The sequence below is a fragment of the Frondihabitans sucicola genome (assembly GCF_030296615.1).
Lineage (GTDB): Bacteria > Actinomycetota > Actinomycetes > Actinomycetales > Microbacteriaceae > Frondihabitans > Frondihabitans sucicola.
The window spans coordinates 2050193-2068819 of the sequence record NZ_AP027732.1 but is presented as its reverse complement, the minus strand read 5'-3'; the positions used below and the strand labels follow the sequence as shown (position 1 = coordinate 2068819).

Below are 18627 nucleotides of genomic sequence, written 5' to 3'. Positions count from 1 at the left end.
CGTCACAGGGTCCGGGGCGCGCCAGGCCCGTGGTGACGTGGGGGTCGCCGCTAGGCCCGCAGGCTGAGGTAGCTCCCCGACTCGAGCTCGTCGACCAGGGACGGCTGCGACGGATTCCAGCCGAGCGCTTCGCGCGCGTGCTTCCCGGACGCCTGCTGATCGAGCAGCAGGGCGTCGGCAAAGGCCGCGCTGAGGCGGTCCCGGGCCGAATCGGGTGTCTCGGCGACGACGGGCCAGCTTCGCCCTCGTGCGGCCGCCTCGCCGAGTTCGAGCACCGTCGGGTTCTGGCCGGAGGCACCGAGGTAGTACTCGTCGGCCGCCGCCGCCTGCAGGGCCAGGACGTAGAGGTCGGCGAGGTCGTCGACGTGCACGGTGGTCCAGTGCTGCGACCCGTCGCCGACGAGGAGGATCTCGCCCTCGCCCAGAAGCCCGGCGGGGATCCCGGCACCGTGCCCGTAGACGATGGCCGGAGCGATGACGGTCGTCCGGACACCGGATTCGCGGACGCGGCGCTCGATGTCGACCCGCCAGCCCGTGATCGGGAGGGGCTGCAACGGACCGTCCTCGACCAGGTCCGCACCGCTGCCGTAGATCCAGACGCCGCCGGTGTGCACGTAGGGGGTGTCGGTTCCGTCGAGGCTTCTGAGGACGACGTCGACGACCCCCGAATCGACCGCCCCGTTGGTCTCGTCACCGGGCGACGCGGTGTGGATGACACCGTCGGCCCCCACGACGAGCGACTCGAGGAGGTCGAGGTCGGTGATGTCACCGACCACGGAACGGGCTCCGAGTTCGGAGACGGCCGCCGCCTTGGCGTCCGTCCGGACGAGGGCGGTGACGTCGTACCCTTTCGCGACGAGTGAGCGGAGGACGCGGGAACCGATGAAGCCGGTGGCACCGGTGAGAAGAATCGACATGACCTCGACGTTACGCGTCGGGTCCCACCCGCTTCGAAGGAGGCCTACAGGAGACCGCGACGTTTGACGAGGACGTGGCCGCGACTGGTGCTGATCCTCGTCCACGCCCCCACGGAGAAGACGCGGACGGGCTCGTCGGGGGTGAGGAAGCCCAGGGTGAGCGCGGCGAAGGCGGCCCCGGAGGAGACATCGGGCGCGCCGTCGACCTCCCGTGACCAGACACCGGACCGCACCCGCTGGACGATCTGCTCGCCCGTGCCGCTCGGAATCACCTCGGCCACTTCTGCGATGCCCGCTTTCGCAACCGCCTCCAGCATCGACGCGTCGAGGGACGGACGCGCGACCCAGCCACCTCGTGGAGGGGAGATGGCCGCCCAGGACGCCGCGACGACGGCCGGCGGCACCGGCACCGTCACCGAGGCGGTCGGGTCGACGACCTCGTTGCGCAGCTTCGTCGTGCGTTCGATCACGGCGCGGAGCGGAACCACCTCGTCGAAGCTGGTCGCAGCGTCGTCTTCCGCAAGCGCATACGTGCGGAGCCCGAGGACGGTCGGGGTGGAGTCGAGGATGCCGGCGGGAGACAGGACGCCCACGTAGGCCGCGAGGACTCCCCCGCCTTCTCCGGTGCTGCCGATGAGGCGGGTGGCCCCGTCGTCGACGGCGGCCGCGCGCCCGAGGAACGTGTGGAGGTCGTCGAGCGAGAGGGAATCGGGGAGGCGGAATGCGGTAGTCATCGGCCCTCTAAACTACCGCTGATGAACCACGACCCAGCTCGCGACGCCGCCCCCGAAGATCCCCTCGACGACTTCCTGCGTGCCCTCGCGCTGACTCCCGGTTCCGACCCCGACGAGTTCGAGGGGCCGAGCCAGTGGATGCCGAACGGTCGGGTCTTCGGCGGCCAGGTGCTCGCCCAGTCGCTCGTGGCCGCCGAGCGGACGGTGCCCTCCGAGAAGACCGTCCACTCGATGCACGCGTACTTCCTCCGAGCCGGGAAGATCGAGCTGCCCATCGACATCCGCGTCGATCGAAGCCACGACGGTCGCTCGTTCGCGTCTCGCCGAACGGAGGCGCTGCAGAACGGCGTGCCGATCATGACGACGATGGCGTCGTTCCAGACCGCCGACGACGGAATCGATCACCAGGCAGCCATGCCCGCCGACCTGCCGAGTCCCGAATCGCTGCCGACGATGGCCGACGTGCTGGCCGGGATCCCGCATCCTGCCGCGCAGTTCTGGGCGCACGGGCGCCCCTTCGACATCAGGCACGTGCCGTCCTCGCTGTTCCTCCGGGTCGACGGCGCCCGCGTGGCGCACCAGGCCCTGTGGATGAAAACCGTCGGACCCCTGCCGGACGACCCCGCGATCCACCGGGCCGCGCTCGCCTATGCCAGCGACCTCGGCATCCTGGAGCCGATCCTTCGGCGCCACGGTGTCGAACTCTCTCGACCCGGAATGAAGATCGCCAGCCTGGACCACGCCATGTGGTGGCACCGTGCCGGGCGCGCCGACGAGTGGCTCCTCTACGCGATGGAGTCGCCGTCGGCGCAGGGTGGCCGCGGTCTGGCCACGGGCCGTTTCTACGACCGCGACGGACGTCTGCTCGCGAGCGTCGCGCAGGAGGGCATGACCCGCGTTCCCGGGGTGGGCGAGTAGAGCGCTGCCGGCCTGGCCAGTCGTCGTGGGCTCGGGGCAGGTTCGGCGTGTCGCTCTGAGGCCGAGCGGCCGACGTCACGGCGCCGCGGCACGATGACCGATGCACGTCGTTCGTCGGCGGGACGACGGGCCCGGGCAGGCAGCCGCTCCGCGGCGCGGGTGAGCCGGCCGACACCCGAGGCGAGCTATCTGCGGCGGAACGCCAGGGGTTCGTCGACGTACGGGGTCCAGGCGGCGCGCTCGGCCTCCGAGATGCGGCGGGGGCGCTGGGTGGTCGCGTCGACCAGCACGAGCGTCGAAGCGGCCCGCGTGTGGAGCACGCGCGGCTCGACCCCGACCGGCGAGAACACCTCGTAGAAGATCTCGAGGCTCGCTCCGCCCATCTGCCCGATCCACAGTTGAATGTCGAGCGGCTGCCGCGTGTAGGCGATCGGGGCGAGGTACTCGACCTCCTGGCGGGCGATGAGCGACCAGGTCTGCGTGTCGGGGCGCGAATCGAGGATGGCCGTCGTCGATGCGTCGCCCGACTCTTCGCCCGCCGACCAGAACGCCTGGATGCGCGCCTCTTCGAGGAGATGCAGCATCTCGGCGTTGTTCACGTGCCCGTAGGCATCGAGATCGCCCCACCGCAGGACGGTGGGTACGTGCAGCCGGGCCACGCCCTAGTCTCTCGTGAGCTTGCGGTAGGTGACCCGGCTCGGCTTGGCCGCGTCGGCACCGAGGCGCTCGATCTTGTTCTCTTCGTAGGCTTCGAAGTTGCCCTCGAACCAGTACCAGTTGGCCGGGTTGTCGGGAGTGCCCTCGTAGGCCAGGATGTGCGTCGCGATCCGGTCGAGGAACCACCGGTCGTGTGTGATCACCACGGCGCAGCCGGGAAACTCGAGGAGCGCGTTCTCGAGGCTGCCGAGGGTCTCGACGTCGAGGTCGTTCGTGGGCTCGTCGAGCAGAAGGAGGTTGCCGCCCTGCTTGAGCGTCAGCGCCAGGTTGAGGCGGTTGCGCTCCCCGCCGGAGAGGACACCGGCCTTCTTCTGCTGGTCGGGGCCCTTGAATCCGAACTGGGACACGTAGGCGCGCGACGGGATCTCGGTCTTGCCGACCTGGATGTAGTCGAGGCCCTCGGAGACGACCTCCCAGAGGTTCTTGTTGGGATCGATGCCGCCGCGGTTCTGGTCGACGTACGAGATGTCGACCGTCTCGCCGACCTTGAGGTCGCCGCCGTCGAGCGGCTCGAGGCCCGTGATCGTCTTGAACAGCGTCGTCTTACCGACGCCGTTCGGCCCGATGACGCCGACGATGCCGTTGCGCGGCAGGGTGAAGGACAGGTTGTCGATGAGCATGCGCCCGTCGAAACCCTTCTCGAGTTTCTTCGCGTCGATGACCTGCTGGCCGAGGCGCGGGCCGACCGGGATCACGATCTCTTCGAAGTCGAGCTTCTTGGTGCGCTCCGCCTCGGTGACCATCTCTTCGTAGCGCGCGAGGCGGGCCTTCGACTTCGCCTGGCGACCCTTCGTGTTGCTCCGGACCCAGTCGAGCTCGGACGAGAGCCGCTTGGCCAGCTTGGCGTCTTTCTTGCCCTGGATGTTGAGGCGCTCGCCCTTCTTCTCGAGGTAGGTCGAGTAGTTGCCCTCGTACGGGTACAGGCGACCGCGGTCGACCTCGGCGATCCACTCGGCGACGTGGTCGAGGAAGTACCGGTCGTGGGTCACGGCGAGCACGGCGCCGTGGTACTGCTTCAGGTGCTGCTCGAGCCAGAGCACGCTCTCGGCGTCGAGGTGGTTGGTGGGCTCGTCGAGGAGGAGCAGGTCGGGCTTCTGCAAGAGGAGCTTGCAGAGTGCCACGCGCCGCTTCTCACCACCGGAGAGGTTCGCGATCTGGGCGTCGCCCGGGGGCGTGCGCAGGGCGTCCATCGCCTGCTCGAGCTGGGAGTCGAGATCCCAGGCGTCGGCGGCGTCGATCTCCTCCTGGAGACCACCCATCTCTTCGAGCAGCGCGTCGAAGTCGGCATCGGGCTCGGCCATCGCCGCGGAGATCTCGTTGAAGCGGTCGATCTTTCCCTTGATCGGGCCGACTCCTCCTGGACGTTCTCGAGCACCGTCTTCGACTCGTCGAGCTCGGGCTCCTGCATCAGGATGCCGACGCTGTAGCCCGGTGAGAGCTTGGCCTCACCGTTCGACGGGGTGTCGAGCCCCGCCATGATCTTCAGGATCGTGGACTTGCCGGCGCCGTTCGGCCCGACGACGCCGATCTTGGCGCCCGGAATGAACGACATGGTCACGTCGTCGAGGATCAGCTTGTCGCCGACCGTCTTTCGCGCGCGGACCATTGAGTAAATGAATTCGGCCATGGGCACCAGTCTATTCGGGGGTTGGAAGGGGATCGCGCGCGAGGCGACGGCCGTCGGCCGAAGCCGTGGGTGTTACCAGTCGATCGTGCGCGTCGTGCCGATGAGGCATTTGCCGGTGCTGAGCACCGGCGACGACTCGCTGGAGAATCCGGCACTGCCGACCTGCCCGATCAGGCAGTCGTTGTTCTTCCAGAGCACCGAGAACTCGATGGAGTCGACGTTGCGACCGATCGTGGTGTCGTCGGGAGTCAGCTGCATCGCCTTCTTGTCGAAGCCGGCCGCTGCGAGAGCATCGACGATGTCACGACCGTGCGGCTGCGGATCGCCGGCGAGCTTCTTGGTGACGACCGCCGTGAACTCCGCGAGGGCCTCCGGTGTGGAGGCGTTCGCGTCGTACGACGGCGCCGGTGTCGGCGTCGCCGCGGCGGAGGGACTGCCGGCGGACGCACTGTTCGACACCGCGGGAGAGGGCGTCGGCGACGCGTTCGTGCAGCCGGCGAGGACGACGACACCCGTGATCGCGACGAGCGTGAGAGCGACCACGCGGCGGGGTCGGAGCGGTCGGAGCAGCACGGGTCGAGTCTACGGTCCGTCGCCGAGACGACAGGCAGGCGGCTCAGAACGGCGCTTCGTCGGAGGCGGGATGCCACTGCGGCGCGACCGAGGCGGGCGCCGCCACCGGCTTGCCGACTGCCGCGGGTGCGGCTGCGGCCACGGATGGGACGGTGCCCGGATCTGCCGCGGGCGCCGGCTCCGCGGGGAGGGCGCCTGCCGCTGACGTCTCTGCGGTGGGCGAAGGCGACGACCCGGTGTCGGCCGGCCCCTGGGGATCCTGCGCCCCTGCGGCGTCGGGTTCTGGGGTGCGACCGGCGACACGAGTGAAGCTCGTCGTGCCGAAGAGCAGGTCGGGACCGAGCGCGTCGGCGTCGACCTCGACCGCCGTGCCGGATTTCTCGCCGTTCTCCCACGACCTCACTCGGAGCCGCCCGGCAACGATCACTCGGTCGCCCTTCGCGAGGGAGGCGCTCGCGTTGTCGGCCAGCTGCCGGAATGCGGTCACGGAATACCAGTTCGTATCGGCGTCGACCCAGGCGTTGCGGGTGCGGTCGTAGCGGCGCTGCGAAGACGCGAGACGGAAGCTCACGATCGAGAGGCCGGAGGCGGTCTGCATGCTCTTCGGGGGCGTGGCGACGACGCCGACGAGGGTGATGTTGTCTGTCATGCGGCGAGTGTGCCGCCGAAAGCGAAAGGCCGGAGCCCGGGATCCTGCCCTCTGTGGATGGATCCGGACACCGGCCTCCCTGGGGAGAACAGCCGCGTCTCTCTAGTGCTCGGTGAACTCGGGACGGTCGGCGCCCGGCCCGAGGGCGGCGTGCAAAGCGCTCTTCGCGACGTCGAGCGTCGGGAAATCGCCGTGGTAGTCGGCCTCGTGGCCGACGCGGATGGCGAATCCCTCACCGGTGCGGTGAATGGCGCCGACGACGCCGGCGGGGCCGCTGGCGACCCAGATCTTGTTGACAGTTGTCTGGTTGCTCATCATCGAGCTCCTTACTTGTGGATGGAACGGTGGATCAGGAGGCGAGCACGTACTTCGCGTACGACTTCCGGATCTTGTTGACCTTCGGAAGGGCGACGGCGAGGCAGTAGCCCTGGCCGGGGTTCTTCGCGAAGAAGTCCTGGTGGTACTCCTCGGCATCGAACCAGGCTCCGAGCGGCTCGATCGTGGTGACGATGGTGCCGTCCCAGTAGTCGGCGGCTCGATCACGCGCCGCTTCGAACGCGACTCGCTGTTCGTCGTCGGCGAAGAACATCGCCGAGCGGTACTGCGTGCCGACGTCTGCGCCCTGGCGGTTGAGCTGGCGCGGGTCGTGAAGAGTGAAGAACACGTCGAGGACGACCTCGGCCGGAATGATCGCGGGGTCGAAGGTCACCTGGACGGCTTCAGCGTGCCCGGTCGTGCCGGTGCAGACGGCTTCGTAGCTCGGATTCGACACGGTTCCGCCCGTGTAACCGGAGACGACCTCGGACACACCCTGAAGCGTGCGATACACCGCGTCGAGACACCAGAAACAGCCGCCCGCGATCGTGAAAGTCGTCATGCGATCACTGTACGCCGGGCCCCTCCGCGTGAACGCTCACGCTACGCTGAATGCATGACCTCGCCCTTCACGCCCTACGTCGCCGACGCCGCACGGTACGAAAAGATCCCCTACGACAGGATCGGCCGCAGCGGACTTCGACTCCCCCGCATCTCTCTCGGTCTCTGGAACAACTTCGGGTCCGACCGCCCCCTCGAGACCCAGCGCGACATCATCCTGCGCGCGTTCGATCGCGGTGTCACGCACTTCGACCTGGCCAACAACTACGGCCCGCCCTACGGTTCCGCCGAAGAGCAGTTCGGGCGCGTGTTCGCGGCGAACCTGAAGCCGTACCGCAACGAGATCCTGATCTCCTCGAAGGCGGGCTACGACATGTGGCCGGGCCCCTACGGTGACGGCGGGTCGCGCAAGTACCTGCTGTCGTCGCTCGACGCATCCCTGTCGCGGATGGGCCTCGACTACGTCGACATCTTCTACTCGCACCGGCCCGATCCGGAGACACCGATCGAAGAGACCATGGGTGCACTCGCCACCGCCGTGCGCCAGGGCAAGGCGCTCTACGCGGGCATCTCCAACTACTCCCCGAGCAGACCGAAGCCGCGATCGAGGCGCTGGCGGCCGAAGGCGTACCGCTGCTCATCCACCAGCCGCGCTACAACATGTTCGACCGCAAGCCCGAGCAGGGCCTCTTCGAGACGTTGCTCGCGAACGGCGTCGGATCGATCGTGTTCTCACCGCTCGCGGGCGGACTCCTCACCGGGCGCTACCTCGACGGCACCGCTCCGGCAGGATCACGCGCTGCCGAGGGTCGCTGGTTCACCGAAGACGTCCTCTCCGACACCTACCTGTCTCGGGCGCACGCCCTGAACGAGATCGCCTCGGCGCGTGGCCAGTCGCTCGCCCAGCTGTCCCTCCTGTGGGTGCTCCGGCAGGAGGCCGTCACCTCGGCTCTCATCGGCGCCTCCAGCGTCGCGCAGCTCGACGACAACCTCGATGCCCTGAACGGTGCCGCGCTCGGCGACGACGAGCTCGCAGCCATCGAACCGCACGCCGTCGACGGCACGGCCCGCTGACCGTCACGCGGCCCTCGACGTCGCTGTGTCAGGAGAAACCCGTGATCCTGCCCCTTTTCGGGTCGGAATCACGGGTTTTCCTGCTGAGCCGACCGGCATCACCCAGCCGGTCGACCGCGTCACTCGGCCGGCTTGCCTCCGGCGATCGCGCCGAGCTTTGCGAGCAGCGGCGGGGCGTCGTCGGGGTGCAGGTGCGCTTCGACGATCACCGCGCGGTCGCTGGCGGCCGCGGCTCGACCGAGCGCGTCGCGCAGATCACCCGCCGTGCGCACCTGCGCTGTCAGCACCGGCACGTCCGGCGCGAGCGCTGCGGGCAGGGCGGCCCAGTTCCAGCGCGTGATGTCTTGATAGACGGCCCGCGGGCTCTGGATCACCCGTTCGATCGTGTAGCCGTCGTTGTTGATGAGCACGATGATCGGTGTCAGGCCCCGGTGCAGGATCGTGCTGAGCTCCTGCGCCGTCAGCTGCGCGGCGCCGTCTCCGATGAACAGGATGCTGCGACGCTCCGACGCGAGCGAGGTGCCCAGCGTCGCGGGCAGCGTGTAGCCGATCGACGACCAGATCGGTGAGGCGAGCAGGTCGGTGCCGACGGGCATCTGCAGCTCGAGCGCTCCGTACATCGCCGTGCCGGCGTCGGCGATCGCGATGGCGTTCGTCGGCAGCCACTCCTGAACGATGGTCCAGAGCTCGTTCTGGCTGAGGGGCGCGTCGGCGGCAGTCGCTTCGAGCGGTGTCCGGTACGGCCAGCGGGCTTCGACGGGAGCAGCGGAGGACAGCGCGAGGTCGGCGACGACCTCGTCGAGAACCGTGAGGCTGTCCTCCAGCCGGACGTCGTGGAAGGTGACCGCACCCACTCGAGCGCTGGAGATCCCGAGCTCGACGCCGTTCTCCAGGTCGAATCCCTGGCTGTAGAACCCGGTCAGCACGTCGCTGAGGACCGTTCCGGCCAGGATCACCAGTGGCGCGTCGTCGACGGCGGCCCGGGTCGCAGGCGACGGCGTCATCTGCCCCATGTAGACGCCGATGCTCGCTGGGTGGGTCTCCGGCAGCATCGACTTCGCGCTCGCCTGGGTCGCGACGCGGACACCCGCGTGGCCCGCGATCCGCTCCAGCAGGCTCTCTGCTCGCCGACGGTGGATCCGCGGGCCGGCCAGGATCGTCACGGTGTCGAGTCCGAACAAGACGTCGCGCAGGGCGGTGCGCAGGTCGTCGAGCGCCACGGCGTCGCTCGGTGTCGCGCGTAGAGGCCGCTTCAGCGGGGCCGACGACACCGGCGCCGCCGCGACGTCCATCGGGATCCCGAGATAGACCGGCTTCGACTCGTCGAGCGCCGCCCGCAGCACCCGGTCGATCTCGCGCGAGGCGTCGGCGGCGCGCAGGATCGCGCCCGCCACCGTGACCTCCTTGTACGCGCGGAAGAAGTGGTCGTAGTCGCCGTCCACCAGCGTGTGGTGCGAAAGCGCCCCCGAGTTGCGGGCCGCGGTCGTCGGCATTCCGGTGATCTGGACCACGGGGACGTCCTCCGCGAAGCTCCCGGCGATGCCGTTGATGGCAGACAACTCGCCGACGCCGTAGGTGGTGACGAGGCCGGCGACGCCTCGCGAGGTCCGTGCGTAGGCGTCGGTCGCGTAGGCCGCGTTCAGCTCGTTGGTGTTGCCGACCCAGTCGATCCCGGGCACCGTGAGCATCTCATCGAGGAGGGTGAGGTTGAAGTCGCCGGGAAGCCCGAAGACGTGCGGACCACCCAGCTCGACCAGACGGTGTGCGAGGTACTGCCCGACGGTGACGACGTCCGCGATCTCATTCATGCTCTGAAGCAGAGCAGACAATTCCGATTCGATCAATTCGGCCGTGACACGTTGGTCGATATGCTCATTTCGTACGTGCAGGATGCACGAGAAACGGACGAAACGACGTGCTCGATCCCACAGACCGCCGGCTGCTGACCGCGCTCGACGTCAATCCGCGTGCAGCGATCGCGTCCCTCGCCGACCTCGTCGGGTTGGCACGCGGCACCGTTCACCACCGCCTCGAGCGCTTCGGGCAGTCGCCCGATGTCCGGGCGAACTCGACCCGGGTCAGGCCCGCCGCGCTGGGGCTTCCGCTCCGCGCCGTCGTCACCGCGACGATCCTGCAGTCGGAGCGGCTGCGAACCATGTCGGGCCTCGCCGCGATCCCGCAGGTGGTCGAGTGCCTGGCCGTGACCGGGTCCGACGATCTGCTCTGTCACGTGGTCGCCCGCGACACCGAGCACCTCCGCGAGGTGGGCCTGGCGATCCTGGCGATCCCGGGCATCCAGCGCACCTCGACCTCGGTCGTCCTCGAGGAGCCGCTCGAGTACCGGGTGGCCCAACTCCTCTGAATGTCGGTGGTCGCACGTATGTTCGAACCGTTCCCACCCGTTCGGCCGGCGATGCAAAGGAGACCACCATGACGACGTCCGCGACTGCGACTTCGGGAGACGCGCCCTCGGGAGCCGCGCCCTCCGAGCCTGCCACCCGCACGGCGGCGACCTCCACGGCGGTGCGCTTCAGCCCCACCGTTCCCGGCTCCTACGCGACGGCCCAGCCCGTCGACGAAGTGCGCGGCGGTCTCCGCCTCGTACAACTCCACGACGACCTCGCGCGGGTGACGCTTCCCTCCGGCGAAGTGCTCGGCTACGTCGAGCGCTTCGACGACCCGCAGGGCGAGCGGTTCCGCGCGAAACGCTTCCTTCCCCGGCAGCGGCGATTCATCGAGATCGGCGAGTTCTGGAGCAGGTCCGATGCCACCGACTGCTTCCGCTTCGCCTGAGTTCGTCGGCCTGTCGTTCCCCCGAGCGGGGTACACGCCGGTAGTCTGCGCCGCATGAAATGGTGGAACGCATTCGTTGATTGGCTCTCGTCGAGCGAAGGGTCGCGTATAGTCACCGACGCGATCCTGCCGTTCGTCGCCGTCCTCCTGGCCGGTGTCCTCGCCGCTCTCATCGCCCGCGGAATGATCCTTCGCGTCCTCGAGCTCTGCGAGCGCGAGGCCAAGGCCTCGGCCGTCACGTCACTGATCGGGTCCGCCCGGCGCGCCGTGGACTGGAGCGAGCTGTACGCCGACGAACGCGCACACGCGACCCACCTGGCCGACGAGGCCAGCGTCCGGCTGCGCCTCCTTCCCGTCGCCGGCGCCGGCATGGCCGCATCATGGGCGGAGCACGAGATCAGCACGATCAAGGCGAACTCCGCGACGTTCCGGTTCCAGGCCGAGCAGACCTTCTCCGACGTCCGCGACCGCCTCGTCGAATGGCAGGCCAAGCCGGCGCGCGCGAGAAAGCTGTTCCGTTACGACCTCGACCGCTGGAAGGTCGAGGGAGACGCAGCGGTCGAGAGCGCCGACGCCGCCGGTGCTGCGCCGATCTCTCGGCCGAGTGGCCCCGCGCCGACGGCTTTCGTCGCCGAGGACGGCTCGGCGACGGCTGCTCCGGCCGCCGCGTCAGCAGCCATCCCGGTTGTCAGCGAGACGACCACTGCCACTCCGACGACCGCGGCGGTGCCGACGGCGACTGCCAGCGGGAGCGCTCCGAGCGGCGAGGCGACGCCTACCTTGTCCGGCGGGCTCGCTGAGCCGGCGCCTGCCGCTGCCGCTGCCGCTGCCGCTGCGCCGAGCGACGCCGGCACCACCGAGTCGCCTGCCTCGGGTACCGCGGCCCCGGAAGCCGCCGCCGCGGCTCCCACCGCACGAGCGCAGACCGGCATGGTGACGCCTCCGGTCGTCCAGCCGTCACCGTCGATTGCGCCGTCGAGCCCGTCCGACGCCCCCGACTCCGAGGCTCGCGACGACGACGACCGCGAGCCCGCCTACAGCGCTCCGGTCAGTGCTCAACAGGTGCGCCGCCGCACGAGCCCCGACGCGGCGGATTCGCAGTAGACGGGGTCGCTGAGGAGACGCGGGCGCTGGCCGCTCTTCACGCGGGCCGGTGACAGCCCCAGCGACGGCCGTGTCGGTGGCGGGCAGCCCGTGTCAGGCGCGGTCGATGTCAGGCGCGGTCGATGTCGGGCGCGGTCGATGTCAGGCGCAGTCGATGTCGGGCGCAGCCAGCGTCACGCGCAGTCGATGTCGGGCGCAGCCAGCGTCACGCGCAGTCGGTGCACGCGCAGTCGGTGCACGCGCAGCCAGCGTCACGAGCAGTCGGTGTCGGGCACAGTCGATGTCAGGCGCAGTCAGTCGTGGTCATCCCGGGCACGCGTGTCGTGCCAGCCAGCGCGGTCACGGGACCGTCGCGTGGCACCCTCCGTGGCGTGCGGTTTCACACGGAACACAGCTGCGACAGCTACTGGCGCGGTGCGCGCTCGCGGGTCACGAGCACGACCGGACATCTGGGAGGGGTGCCCTCGGCAGGAATCGAACCTGCGACCAAGAGATTAGAAGGCTCCTGCTCTATCCGCTGAGCTACGAGGGCGACACGAACAGGATACAGGGACGGCTTCAATCCACTCTTCCATTCGATATACTGTTATGTCATACTCGTATTATGCCCGCTGGTCCTCGTGAGTCCTCCCGCCTCGACGCGAGCTTCTCCAGCCGTCACAACAGCCTGAACGCGATACGGCTGATGCTGGCCCTCATCGTCATCGTCTCGCACAGCTGGCCGATCGGTGGCTACGGCGACGATCCCCAGCTCGGCGACCAGAATCTGGGCGCTTGGGCTGTAGCCGGGTTCTTCGCGATTTCGGGCTATTTGATCTCGGCGAGCAGGCAGAACTCTGCCACGGTGACCGACTTCGCCGTGAAACGCCTTCTTCGGATCGTCCCCGGCTTCGTCGCCGTGCTGCTCGTCACCGCAGTGGCGATCGCGCCCGTTTCGTCGGCAATGACGGGCATACCGTACGACTGGGCCAGCGGATTCGGCTACGTGATCCACAACGTCGGGCTCGTCATCACCCAGCCTTCCATCGCCGGCACCCTGACCGACGTTCCTCTCCCCGGGCGCTGGAACGGAGCTCTCTGGACCATCGCGTACGAGGCCCTCTGCTATCTCGTGATCGGCGTTCTCGTGTCGATCGTGCCGCGACGCTTCCTCGGGCGCACGCTCATCGTTCTCGGTCTCCTCGGCACGGCCGCGACCACCACGCATGTCGTCTTCGATCTCGCGAGTGATGGGCACTTCGCCATCCGCGGTGTCCGTCTCCTGACGTTCTTCTTCGCCGGCGCGGTGCTCCACGTCTATCAGAAGCGTGTTCCGCTCCACGCCGGCTTGGCCCTGGCCGCCGCGGCCTGCCTTGCCGCATCGATGTTCCTCGGCATCTTCCAGATCGTCGCGGGCATCCCCGTCGCCTACCTCCTGATGTACCTCGCGGTGCGCTTGCCGCTGGCTCGAATCGGCTCGCGTAACGATGTCTCCTACGGTCTCTACATCTACGGGTTTCCTGTGCAACAACTCGTCGCCACGGCTCTGATCGCGACGCCCGTGCCCCTGCCCGTCTACCTGGCCGTCGTTCTGGTGATCACGGTTCCGTGTGCGTGGGCGAGCTGGCTCCTCGTCGAGCGCCCTGCGATGCGGTGGGGCCGTGGCCTCCTGGGTCGGCGCAACCGCACGCCGTCTCTGGTCGAGGCGGCGCGCTAGCCTGACGCTTCATCCGCCGCCCGGCGTCGCCCGGGCGTTCGCCGCCGCGACACCCGCGCTCTCGCCGCCGCGGACCGGGCCGCCCCCGAGCCGGCCGAACCTAGCTGGTGAGCGGACTCGTCAGGTCGTAGACGGTGACACCGCCGACGGTCTGTGACGAGTAGTTCGCCGTCACCCACGCGGCGATCTTCGACGAGGTGTCGCTTCCGCCGTTCGACGTTCCGACGGTCCCGCCGATGAAGTAGTGGATCTCGCCGGCCTTCGCCTCCGCCGTGAACTGCGCGAGGGTGGGCGAGGGATCGCTCCCGTTGAACCCGCCCACCGGCATGACCGGCTCGAGCGTGGCCAGCTGGTAGGTGGCCGCGGTGTCGGAGCCGACAGCGGCTGCGACCCAGGTGTACTTGCTCGAGTCGGTCAGGAGGAGCTTCTTCAGCGCGGAGCTGACCGTGGACGTGCGGCCGAAAAGGCCACTACCGCCACCACCGAAACCACCGCGCGCGCCCGTTCCCGCGCCCGTCCCGGCCCCCGCGCCACCGGGACGCGTCCCGCCGAACCCGCCCTGGCCGCCGAAGCCGGCGCCAGCACCGCCGCTGCCCTGCGCGGCCCCGGCCCCTCCCGGACGAGTCCCGCCGCCGAACCCACCGCCCCGGCCCCCACCGAATCCGCTCGTCCCGCTGCTGACGGCGGGTCCGGCCGACGGGATCGACCCGGTGTGTGCTGTCGCCGCCGTTTCGATCGAGTACGCGGCCGGCGCGAGCAGCCCGGCGACGACGAGCACGGCGACGGTCGTCGCCGCCAGAGCGCGTGACCTCCACGGGATCAGCGGCAGCGCGAGCACCAGGCCGGCCGCGACAAGGGCGACGATCACCACGACGACCTTCAGCCACGGCAGCCAGTCGGTGGCGCGGTCCAGAAGCACCCACGCCCAGATCCCGGTCAAGAGCACGGCCGCGGCGAGAACGATCCGCGGCCACCGACGCTCACGGGCCTCCCAGAGCACGGAAGCGCCGATCGCGAGCGTTCCGGCCAGCGGGGCCGCGAGCGCGACCGTGTAGTACGGGTGGAAGATGCCACCGGCGAAGCTGAAGACGAGCCCCGTGACGACGAGCCAGGTCGAGAAGAGCAGCAGCGTCGCGCGGCGGAGGTCGACGCGGTGACGCCGACCCATCAGGACGAACGCGCCGATCATCACGATGAGCGCGGCCGGCAGCAACCAGGCGATCTGGCCGCCCATCTCGGAACCGAACAGGCGTGTCAGACCGGTCGAACCCCAGGATCCTGCCCCCGCCGTCCCCGTCCCGCCCGTGACGCTACCGGTCTCGTTGCCGGTGAGCCGACCGAAGCCGTTGTACCCGAAGGTGAGTTCGAGGAACGAGTTGTTCTGGGAGCCGCCGATGTAGGGACGCGACGACGCCGGCCAGAGCGAAACGATCGCGACCCACCATCCGGCGCCCACGACGACCCCGCCGACCGCCGCGAGGAGGTGGCCCAGGCGCGCGCGCCAGCGGAGGAGCGCAGAAGAAGTACACGACCGCGAGTTCTGGCAGGATCACGAAGGCCTGCAGTTGCTTGGTGAGGAATCCGAATCCGACGGCCACACCGGCCCAGATCACCCAGCGGATCCTGCCGCTCTCGATGCCCCGCAGCGTGAAGGCGACCGCCAGAGTCATGAGGAGGAGCAGCAGGGCGTCGGGGTTGTTGAAGCGGAACATCATGACGGCGACGGGAGTGAGGGCCAGCGCGCCGCCGGCGAGGAGAGCCGCTCCGGCCGAGAAGTGACGCCGGACGATCCGGTGGACGAGGAACACCGTGGCGACGCCCATGAGCGCCTCCGGCAGCAGGATGCTCCACGACGAGAGGCCGAAGAGCCGCACCGACAGCTCCATGATCCAGAGCGATGCCGGCGGCTTGTCGACTGTGATCGAGTTCGCCGCGTCGGACGACCCGAAGAAGAACGCCTCCCAGTTGGTCGAACCCGCCTGGACCGCCGCCGAGTAGAACGAGTTGGCGTATCCGGAGATCGACAGATTCGCGATGTAGAGGACCCCGGAGAGGACCAGGAGGCCCCACAGCGCGGGACGTTCCCACCGGGGAGCTCTCGCCGGGCCGAGGACCAGCCAGCGCACGGCGCGGCGGAGGGGCGAGCCCGGGTCGGCAGCGTCCGAGGCGGACCGGGGAATCGTTGCAGTGGTCATCGCGAGTTCGCTTTCGTCAGGATCTCCGTGGTCGGGGGTGTGACTCGCCGGCGCCGGGAGTGACCGATTCCGAGCGCGCCTGCCGCCGGAACACCCAGATGCGCAGGAGGACGAAACGCACCACCGTCGCGACGAGGTTCGCGACGGTCAGGACGACCAGTTCGACGTGTGCTCCCGCTCCGGGCGACACCCCGTGCAGCACGACGAGCGACCCCGACGTGATCAGCCAGGCGATTCCGAAGACGATCAGCCCCTTCGCCTGATGCTTCGCGGCGCCGCGGGAACCGCGCACCCCGAAGGTGAACCGGCGATTGGCGGCCGTGTTGGCGATCGTCGTGAGGAGGAGCGCGAGGAAGTTCGCGACCTGCGCGGGTGCGACCTGCTGGAAGAGCAGGTAGACGAGTGCGAAGGCGGCCGTCGAGAGAACCCCGACACCACCGAAGCGGACGACCTGGCCGAAGAACGTGGGGCTCGGCGCGGGCGCGTACGGCCGACGCCCGATCTCCTCGTAGATCGCGGCGACCGGGATCCTGCCCCTGGTGATCCCCGAGGCGACTCGCACCATTCCCCGCAGGTCGGCGCGGGCCGTGGCCACGATGTCGACCGATGACTGCGGGTCGTCGACCCAGTCGACGGGCACCTCGTGGATACGGAGACCCGACCGCTCGGCCAGGATCAACAGCTCGGTGTCGAAGAACCAGCCGGTGTCCTCGACGAGAGGCAGCAGACGGTCGGCGACGTCACGGCCAAGGGCCTTGAAGCCGCACTGGGCGTCGCTGAACGACACCCCCATCGTGCGACGGAGCAGAAGGTTGTACGTGCGCGAGATGAACTCGCGCTTGCCGCCGCGGGTGACCCGCGACGAGCGGTCGAGGCGGGTTCCGATCGCGAGATCGGAGTGCCCCGAGAACAGCGGGGCGACGAGGGGACCCAGGGCTGAGAGATCCGTGGAGAGGTCCTCGTCGACGTACGCGAGCACGCGAGCCGGCGACGCCGACCAGACCTGTTTCAGCGCGCGACCGCGGCCCTTCTCCTCGAGGTGCACGGCCAGCACGCCGTCGAGCTCGGCGGAGAGCTGATCGGCGAGTGCCGCGGTGGCGTCCGTCGAGGCGTTGTCCGCGATGGTGATGCGCCAGGTCTCGCGCATCGACCGGGTGAGGAAGTCGTGCAGGGCCGTGATGCTGGCCACGAGAGTCGCCTGCTCGTTGTAGACGGGCACGACGAGGTCGAGGTCGAGGATGTCGGTCGGGTCGGGCATGCAACGAGGATGAGCCGTCGATCAATGAGGGCTCGAGGCGACTCCGATGAGCCGGCTATGTCTTCGGCGGGCCGGACGCGAGGGCCTCGTGAGAGCGCCGCGGATTACGCGGAGAGGTGTGCGGCCACGGCGGTGAGCAACTGCGGAACGTTCGGCGCGCCCGCCGCCCGGAACAGCTCGAGGCCCGCGTCGTCGGTCAGGACGATCGTCGGGGTCGACACGATGTCGCGCGCCTCGGCTTCGGCCTCGTGACGGGCGACGTCGAGATCGGTCGCCACGAGCTGCGGAACCAGGCGGGTCGCCTCCTCGACGGCGAGGCGGGCCGCGTGGCACGCTCCGCAGAACGCCGACGTGTACAGCTCGAGCTTCATGGAGGGGAAACGCAGGATGCCACGCGGCCATTCCCCGGAAGGCGGTCGCGTGGCATCCTGCGCCGAGGAAAAGCTAGTTGGTGCTCTCGCGGCGGTCTTCGGGCGCCTCGACCGGGTCGCTGTCTTTCGCGTCGAGCGAGTAGTGCACCTGGAGCTGGTCGTTCACGAGGTGGGCCTTCGTCGCCGTGTAGACGAAGCCGGTCTCGGTTCCGTCGATCAGAACGAAGTCGGTGATCTCGTCGTCGTAGGAGCCGTCGGTCGACACGCGCTTGTCGGTACGGCCGTCGCTCGGGCCGCCCTCGAAGAACACGACGTACTCGGCGCCCTCGGCCACGGTGGGTTTTTCGTCAGTCATGCGCCCATGTCTACCAGTCGCCGATGGGCGATGCCCTGCGGTGTCCCCCGCGAGGCCCGCGGCACCGAGTAAGCGGGGTGCTGTCGCCTCCGATCGCTAGACTCGCCGCATGGCATCAAGCGCTGACAGACTGGTCTGGATCGACTGCGAGATGACCGGGCTCGATCTCGGCATCGACGAACTGGTCGAAGTGGCCGTCGTCATCACCGACTTCGACCTCGTTCCGGTCCATCCCGGCTTCGACATCGTCATCAAGCCCGACCAGGCCGCCCTCGACAACATGGGCGAGTTCGTCACGCAGATGCACACGCACTCCGGGCTCATCACCGAGATCCCGCACGGCAAGAGCCTCGCCGAAGCCGAATTCGAGGTGCTCAACTACATCATCGAGTACGTCCCGGAAGGTGGTCAGGCCCCGATCGCCGGCAACACCATCGGCACCGACCGCACCTTCCTCGCGAAGTACATGCCGCGCGTCGACGGCCACCTGCACTACCGCAGCGTCGACGTCTCGAGCATCAAAGAGCTCGCCCGCCGATGGTTCCCCCGCGTGTACTACAACGCCCCGACCAAGAACGGCGGTCACCGCGCCCTCGCAGACATCCTCGAGTCCATCCGCGAGCTCGAGTACTACCGCTACGCCGGCTTCGTGACCGAGCCCGGGCCCAGCACCGAAGACGTCCAGGAGATCTCGAAGAGCGTCGTGGACAAGTGGGCGCCCAGACTGTAATACACTTCTTGAGTTGCTTCGTTCGAAACTGCTTCCGGGC

At 68.9% G+C, this 18627-nt stretch carries 19 protein-coding genes, 1 tRNA gene and 2 pseudogenes; 7 read left to right on the top strand and 15 right to left on the bottom strand.

Going from position 1 to position 18627, the window contains the following annotated elements; translation table 11 throughout:
• Positions 1–50: 50 nt before the first annotated feature.
• Together QUE79_RS10675 and QUE79_RS10670 are read right to left on the bottom strand one after the other, a co-directional pair.
• Positions 51–917, bottom strand: a complete 867-nt coding sequence (locus tag QUE79_RS10675) for an NAD-dependent epimerase/dehydratase family protein (RefSeq protein WP_286346633.1) — start codon at positions 915–917, stop codon at positions 51–53.
• Between the two features lie 44 nt (positions 918–961).
• Positions 962–1651 carry a DUF8185 domain-containing protein gene (locus tag QUE79_RS10670; protein WP_286346632.1) on the bottom strand — a complete coding sequence of 230 codons (690 nt, stop codon included), beginning with the start codon at positions 1649–1651 and terminating at the stop codon, positions 962–964.
• Positions 1652–1672: 21 nt separating this feature from the next.
• Between QUE79_RS10670 and QUE79_RS10665 the strand changes: the two genes are divergently transcribed.
• Positions 1673–2569 carry an acyl-CoA thioesterase gene (locus QUE79_RS10665; RefSeq protein ID WP_286346631.1) on the top strand — a complete coding sequence of 299 codons (897 nt, stop codon included), beginning with the start codon at positions 1673–1675 and terminating at the stop codon, positions 2567–2569.
• Between the two features lie 185 nt (positions 2570–2754).
• Here the strand turns inward: QUE79_RS10665 and QUE79_RS10660 are convergent, their stop codons facing one another.
• The 6 genes and pseudogenes from QUE79_RS10660 to msrA all read right to left on the bottom strand — a co-directional run bounded on the left by QUE79_RS10660 (position 2755) and on the right by msrA (position 7012).
• Positions 2755–3228: an acyl-CoA thioesterase gene (locus tag QUE79_RS10660; protein WP_286346630.1), complete on the bottom strand. Its 474-nt coding sequence runs from the start codon at positions 3226–3228 to the stop codon at positions 2755–2757.
• A gap of 3 nt (positions 3229–3231) precedes the next feature.
• A pseudogene (gene ettA, locus QUE79_RS10655) lies at positions 3232–4913 on the bottom strand (energy-dependent translational throttle protein EttA).
• A 72-nt stretch (positions 4914–4985) separates the two neighbouring features.
• Positions 4986–5486: a DUF6993 domain-containing protein gene (locus QUE79_RS10650; RefSeq protein ID WP_286346629.1), complete on the bottom strand. Its 501-nt coding sequence runs from the start codon at positions 5484–5486 to the stop codon at positions 4986–4988.
• Positions 5487–5529: 43 nt separating this feature from the next.
• Positions 5530–6135, bottom strand: a complete 606-nt coding sequence (locus tag QUE79_RS10645; protein ID WP_286346628.1) for a single-stranded DNA-binding protein — start codon at positions 6133–6135, stop codon at positions 5530–5532.
• A gap of 102 nt (positions 6136–6237) precedes the next feature.
• The gene (locus QUE79_RS10640) at positions 6238–6450 is read right to left on the bottom strand and encodes a methyltransferase (RefSeq protein ID WP_286346627.1); all 213 of its coding nucleotides are present in this window, start codon (positions 6448–6450) and stop codon (positions 6238–6240) included.
• Between the two features lie 34 nt (positions 6451–6484).
• Entirely contained in the window at positions 6485–7012 is a 528-nt protein-coding gene (msrA, locus tag QUE79_RS10635) for a peptide-methionine (S)-S-oxide reductase MsrA (RefSeq protein WP_286346626.1), read from the bottom strand.
• Between the two features lie 54 nt (positions 7013–7066).
• Here msrA and QUE79_RS10630 point away from each other — a divergent pair.
• Positions 7067–8085 (top strand): annotated as a pseudogene (locus QUE79_RS10630) (aldo/keto reductase).
• Positions 8086–8204: 119 nt separating this feature from the next.
• Here QUE79_RS10630 and QUE79_RS10625 read toward each other — a convergent pair.
• Complete coding sequence (locus QUE79_RS10625; RefSeq protein ID WP_286346625.1) at positions 8205–9893, bottom strand: alpha-keto acid decarboxylase family protein; 1689 nt, start codon at positions 9891–9893, stop codon at positions 8205–8207.
• Positions 9894–10000: 107 nt separating this feature from the next.
• Between QUE79_RS10625 and QUE79_RS10620 the strand changes: the two genes are divergently transcribed.
• The 3 genes from QUE79_RS10620 (at position 10001) to QUE79_RS10610 (ending at position 11982) form a co-directional block, all read left to right on the top strand.
• Positions 10001–10447 carry an Lrp/AsnC family transcriptional regulator gene (locus QUE79_RS10620; protein WP_286346624.1) on the top strand — a complete coding sequence of 149 codons (447 nt, stop codon included), beginning with the start codon at positions 10001–10003 and terminating at the stop codon, positions 10445–10447.
• Between the two features lie 68 nt (positions 10448–10515).
• Positions 10516–10878 carry a hypothetical protein gene (locus QUE79_RS10615; RefSeq protein WP_286346623.1) on the top strand — a complete coding sequence of 121 codons (363 nt, stop codon included), beginning with the start codon at positions 10516–10518 and terminating at the stop codon, positions 10876–10878.
• Between the two features lie 54 nt (positions 10879–10932).
• The gene (locus QUE79_RS10610) at positions 10933–11982 is read left to right on the top strand and encodes a hypothetical protein (protein WP_286346622.1); all 1050 of its coding nucleotides are present in this window, start codon (positions 10933–10935) and stop codon (positions 11980–11982) included.
• Between the two features lie 459 nt (positions 11983–12441).
• Here the strand turns inward: QUE79_RS10610 and QUE79_RS10605 are convergent.
• A tRNA-Arg gene (locus tag QUE79_RS10605) sits at positions 12442–12514 on the bottom strand.
• Between the two features lie 72 nt (positions 12515–12586).
• On the opposite strand from QUE79_RS10605, the gene QUE79_RS10600 reads away from it, so the two are divergent.
• Positions 12587–13678, top strand: a complete 1092-nt coding sequence (locus tag QUE79_RS10600; RefSeq protein ID WP_286346621.1) for an acyltransferase family protein — start codon at positions 12587–12589, stop codon at positions 13676–13678.
• A gap of 100 nt (positions 13679–13778) precedes the next feature.
• Here the strand turns inward: QUE79_RS10600 and QUE79_RS26310 are convergent, their stop codons facing one another.
• The 5 genes from QUE79_RS26310 to QUE79_RS10580 form a co-directional block, all read right to left on the bottom strand.
• A complete protein-coding gene (locus QUE79_RS26310; protein WP_491018489.1) occupies positions 13779–14846 on the bottom strand; it encodes a mannosyltransferase YkcB-related protein in 1068 nt (355 codons plus the stop codon).
• A gap of 142 nt (positions 14847–14988) precedes the next feature.
• Positions 14989–15873 (bottom strand): ArnT family glycosyltransferase, encoded by an 885-nt coding sequence (locus tag QUE79_RS10595; protein ID WP_286346620.1) that lies wholly within the window; start codon positions 15871–15873, stop codon positions 14989–14991.
• 16 nt (positions 15874–15889) lie between these two features.
• Complete coding sequence (locus QUE79_RS10590; RefSeq protein WP_286346619.1) at positions 15890–17131, bottom strand: bifunctional glycosyltransferase family 2/GtrA family protein; 1242 nt, start codon at positions 17129–17131, stop codon at positions 15890–15892.
• 104 nt (positions 17132–17235) lie between these two features.
• Positions 17236–17502: a thioredoxin domain-containing protein gene (locus QUE79_RS10585; protein WP_286346618.1), complete on the bottom strand. Its 267-nt coding sequence runs from the start codon at positions 17500–17502 to the stop codon at positions 17236–17238.
• Positions 17503–17575: 73 nt separating this feature from the next.
• Positions 17576–17857, bottom strand: coding sequence for an oligoribonuclease (locus tag QUE79_RS10580; protein WP_286346617.1), 282 nt, complete (start codon positions 17855–17857; stop codon positions 17576–17578).
• Between the two features lie 109 nt (positions 17858–17966).
• Here QUE79_RS10580 and orn point away from each other — a divergent pair, with 109 nt between their 5' ends.
• Positions 17967–18587: an oligoribonuclease gene (orn, locus tag QUE79_RS10575; RefSeq protein WP_286346616.1), complete on the top strand. Its 621-nt coding sequence runs from the start codon at positions 17967–17969 to the stop codon at positions 18585–18587.
• The last annotated feature ends 40 nt before the right edge of the window (positions 18588–18627 follow it).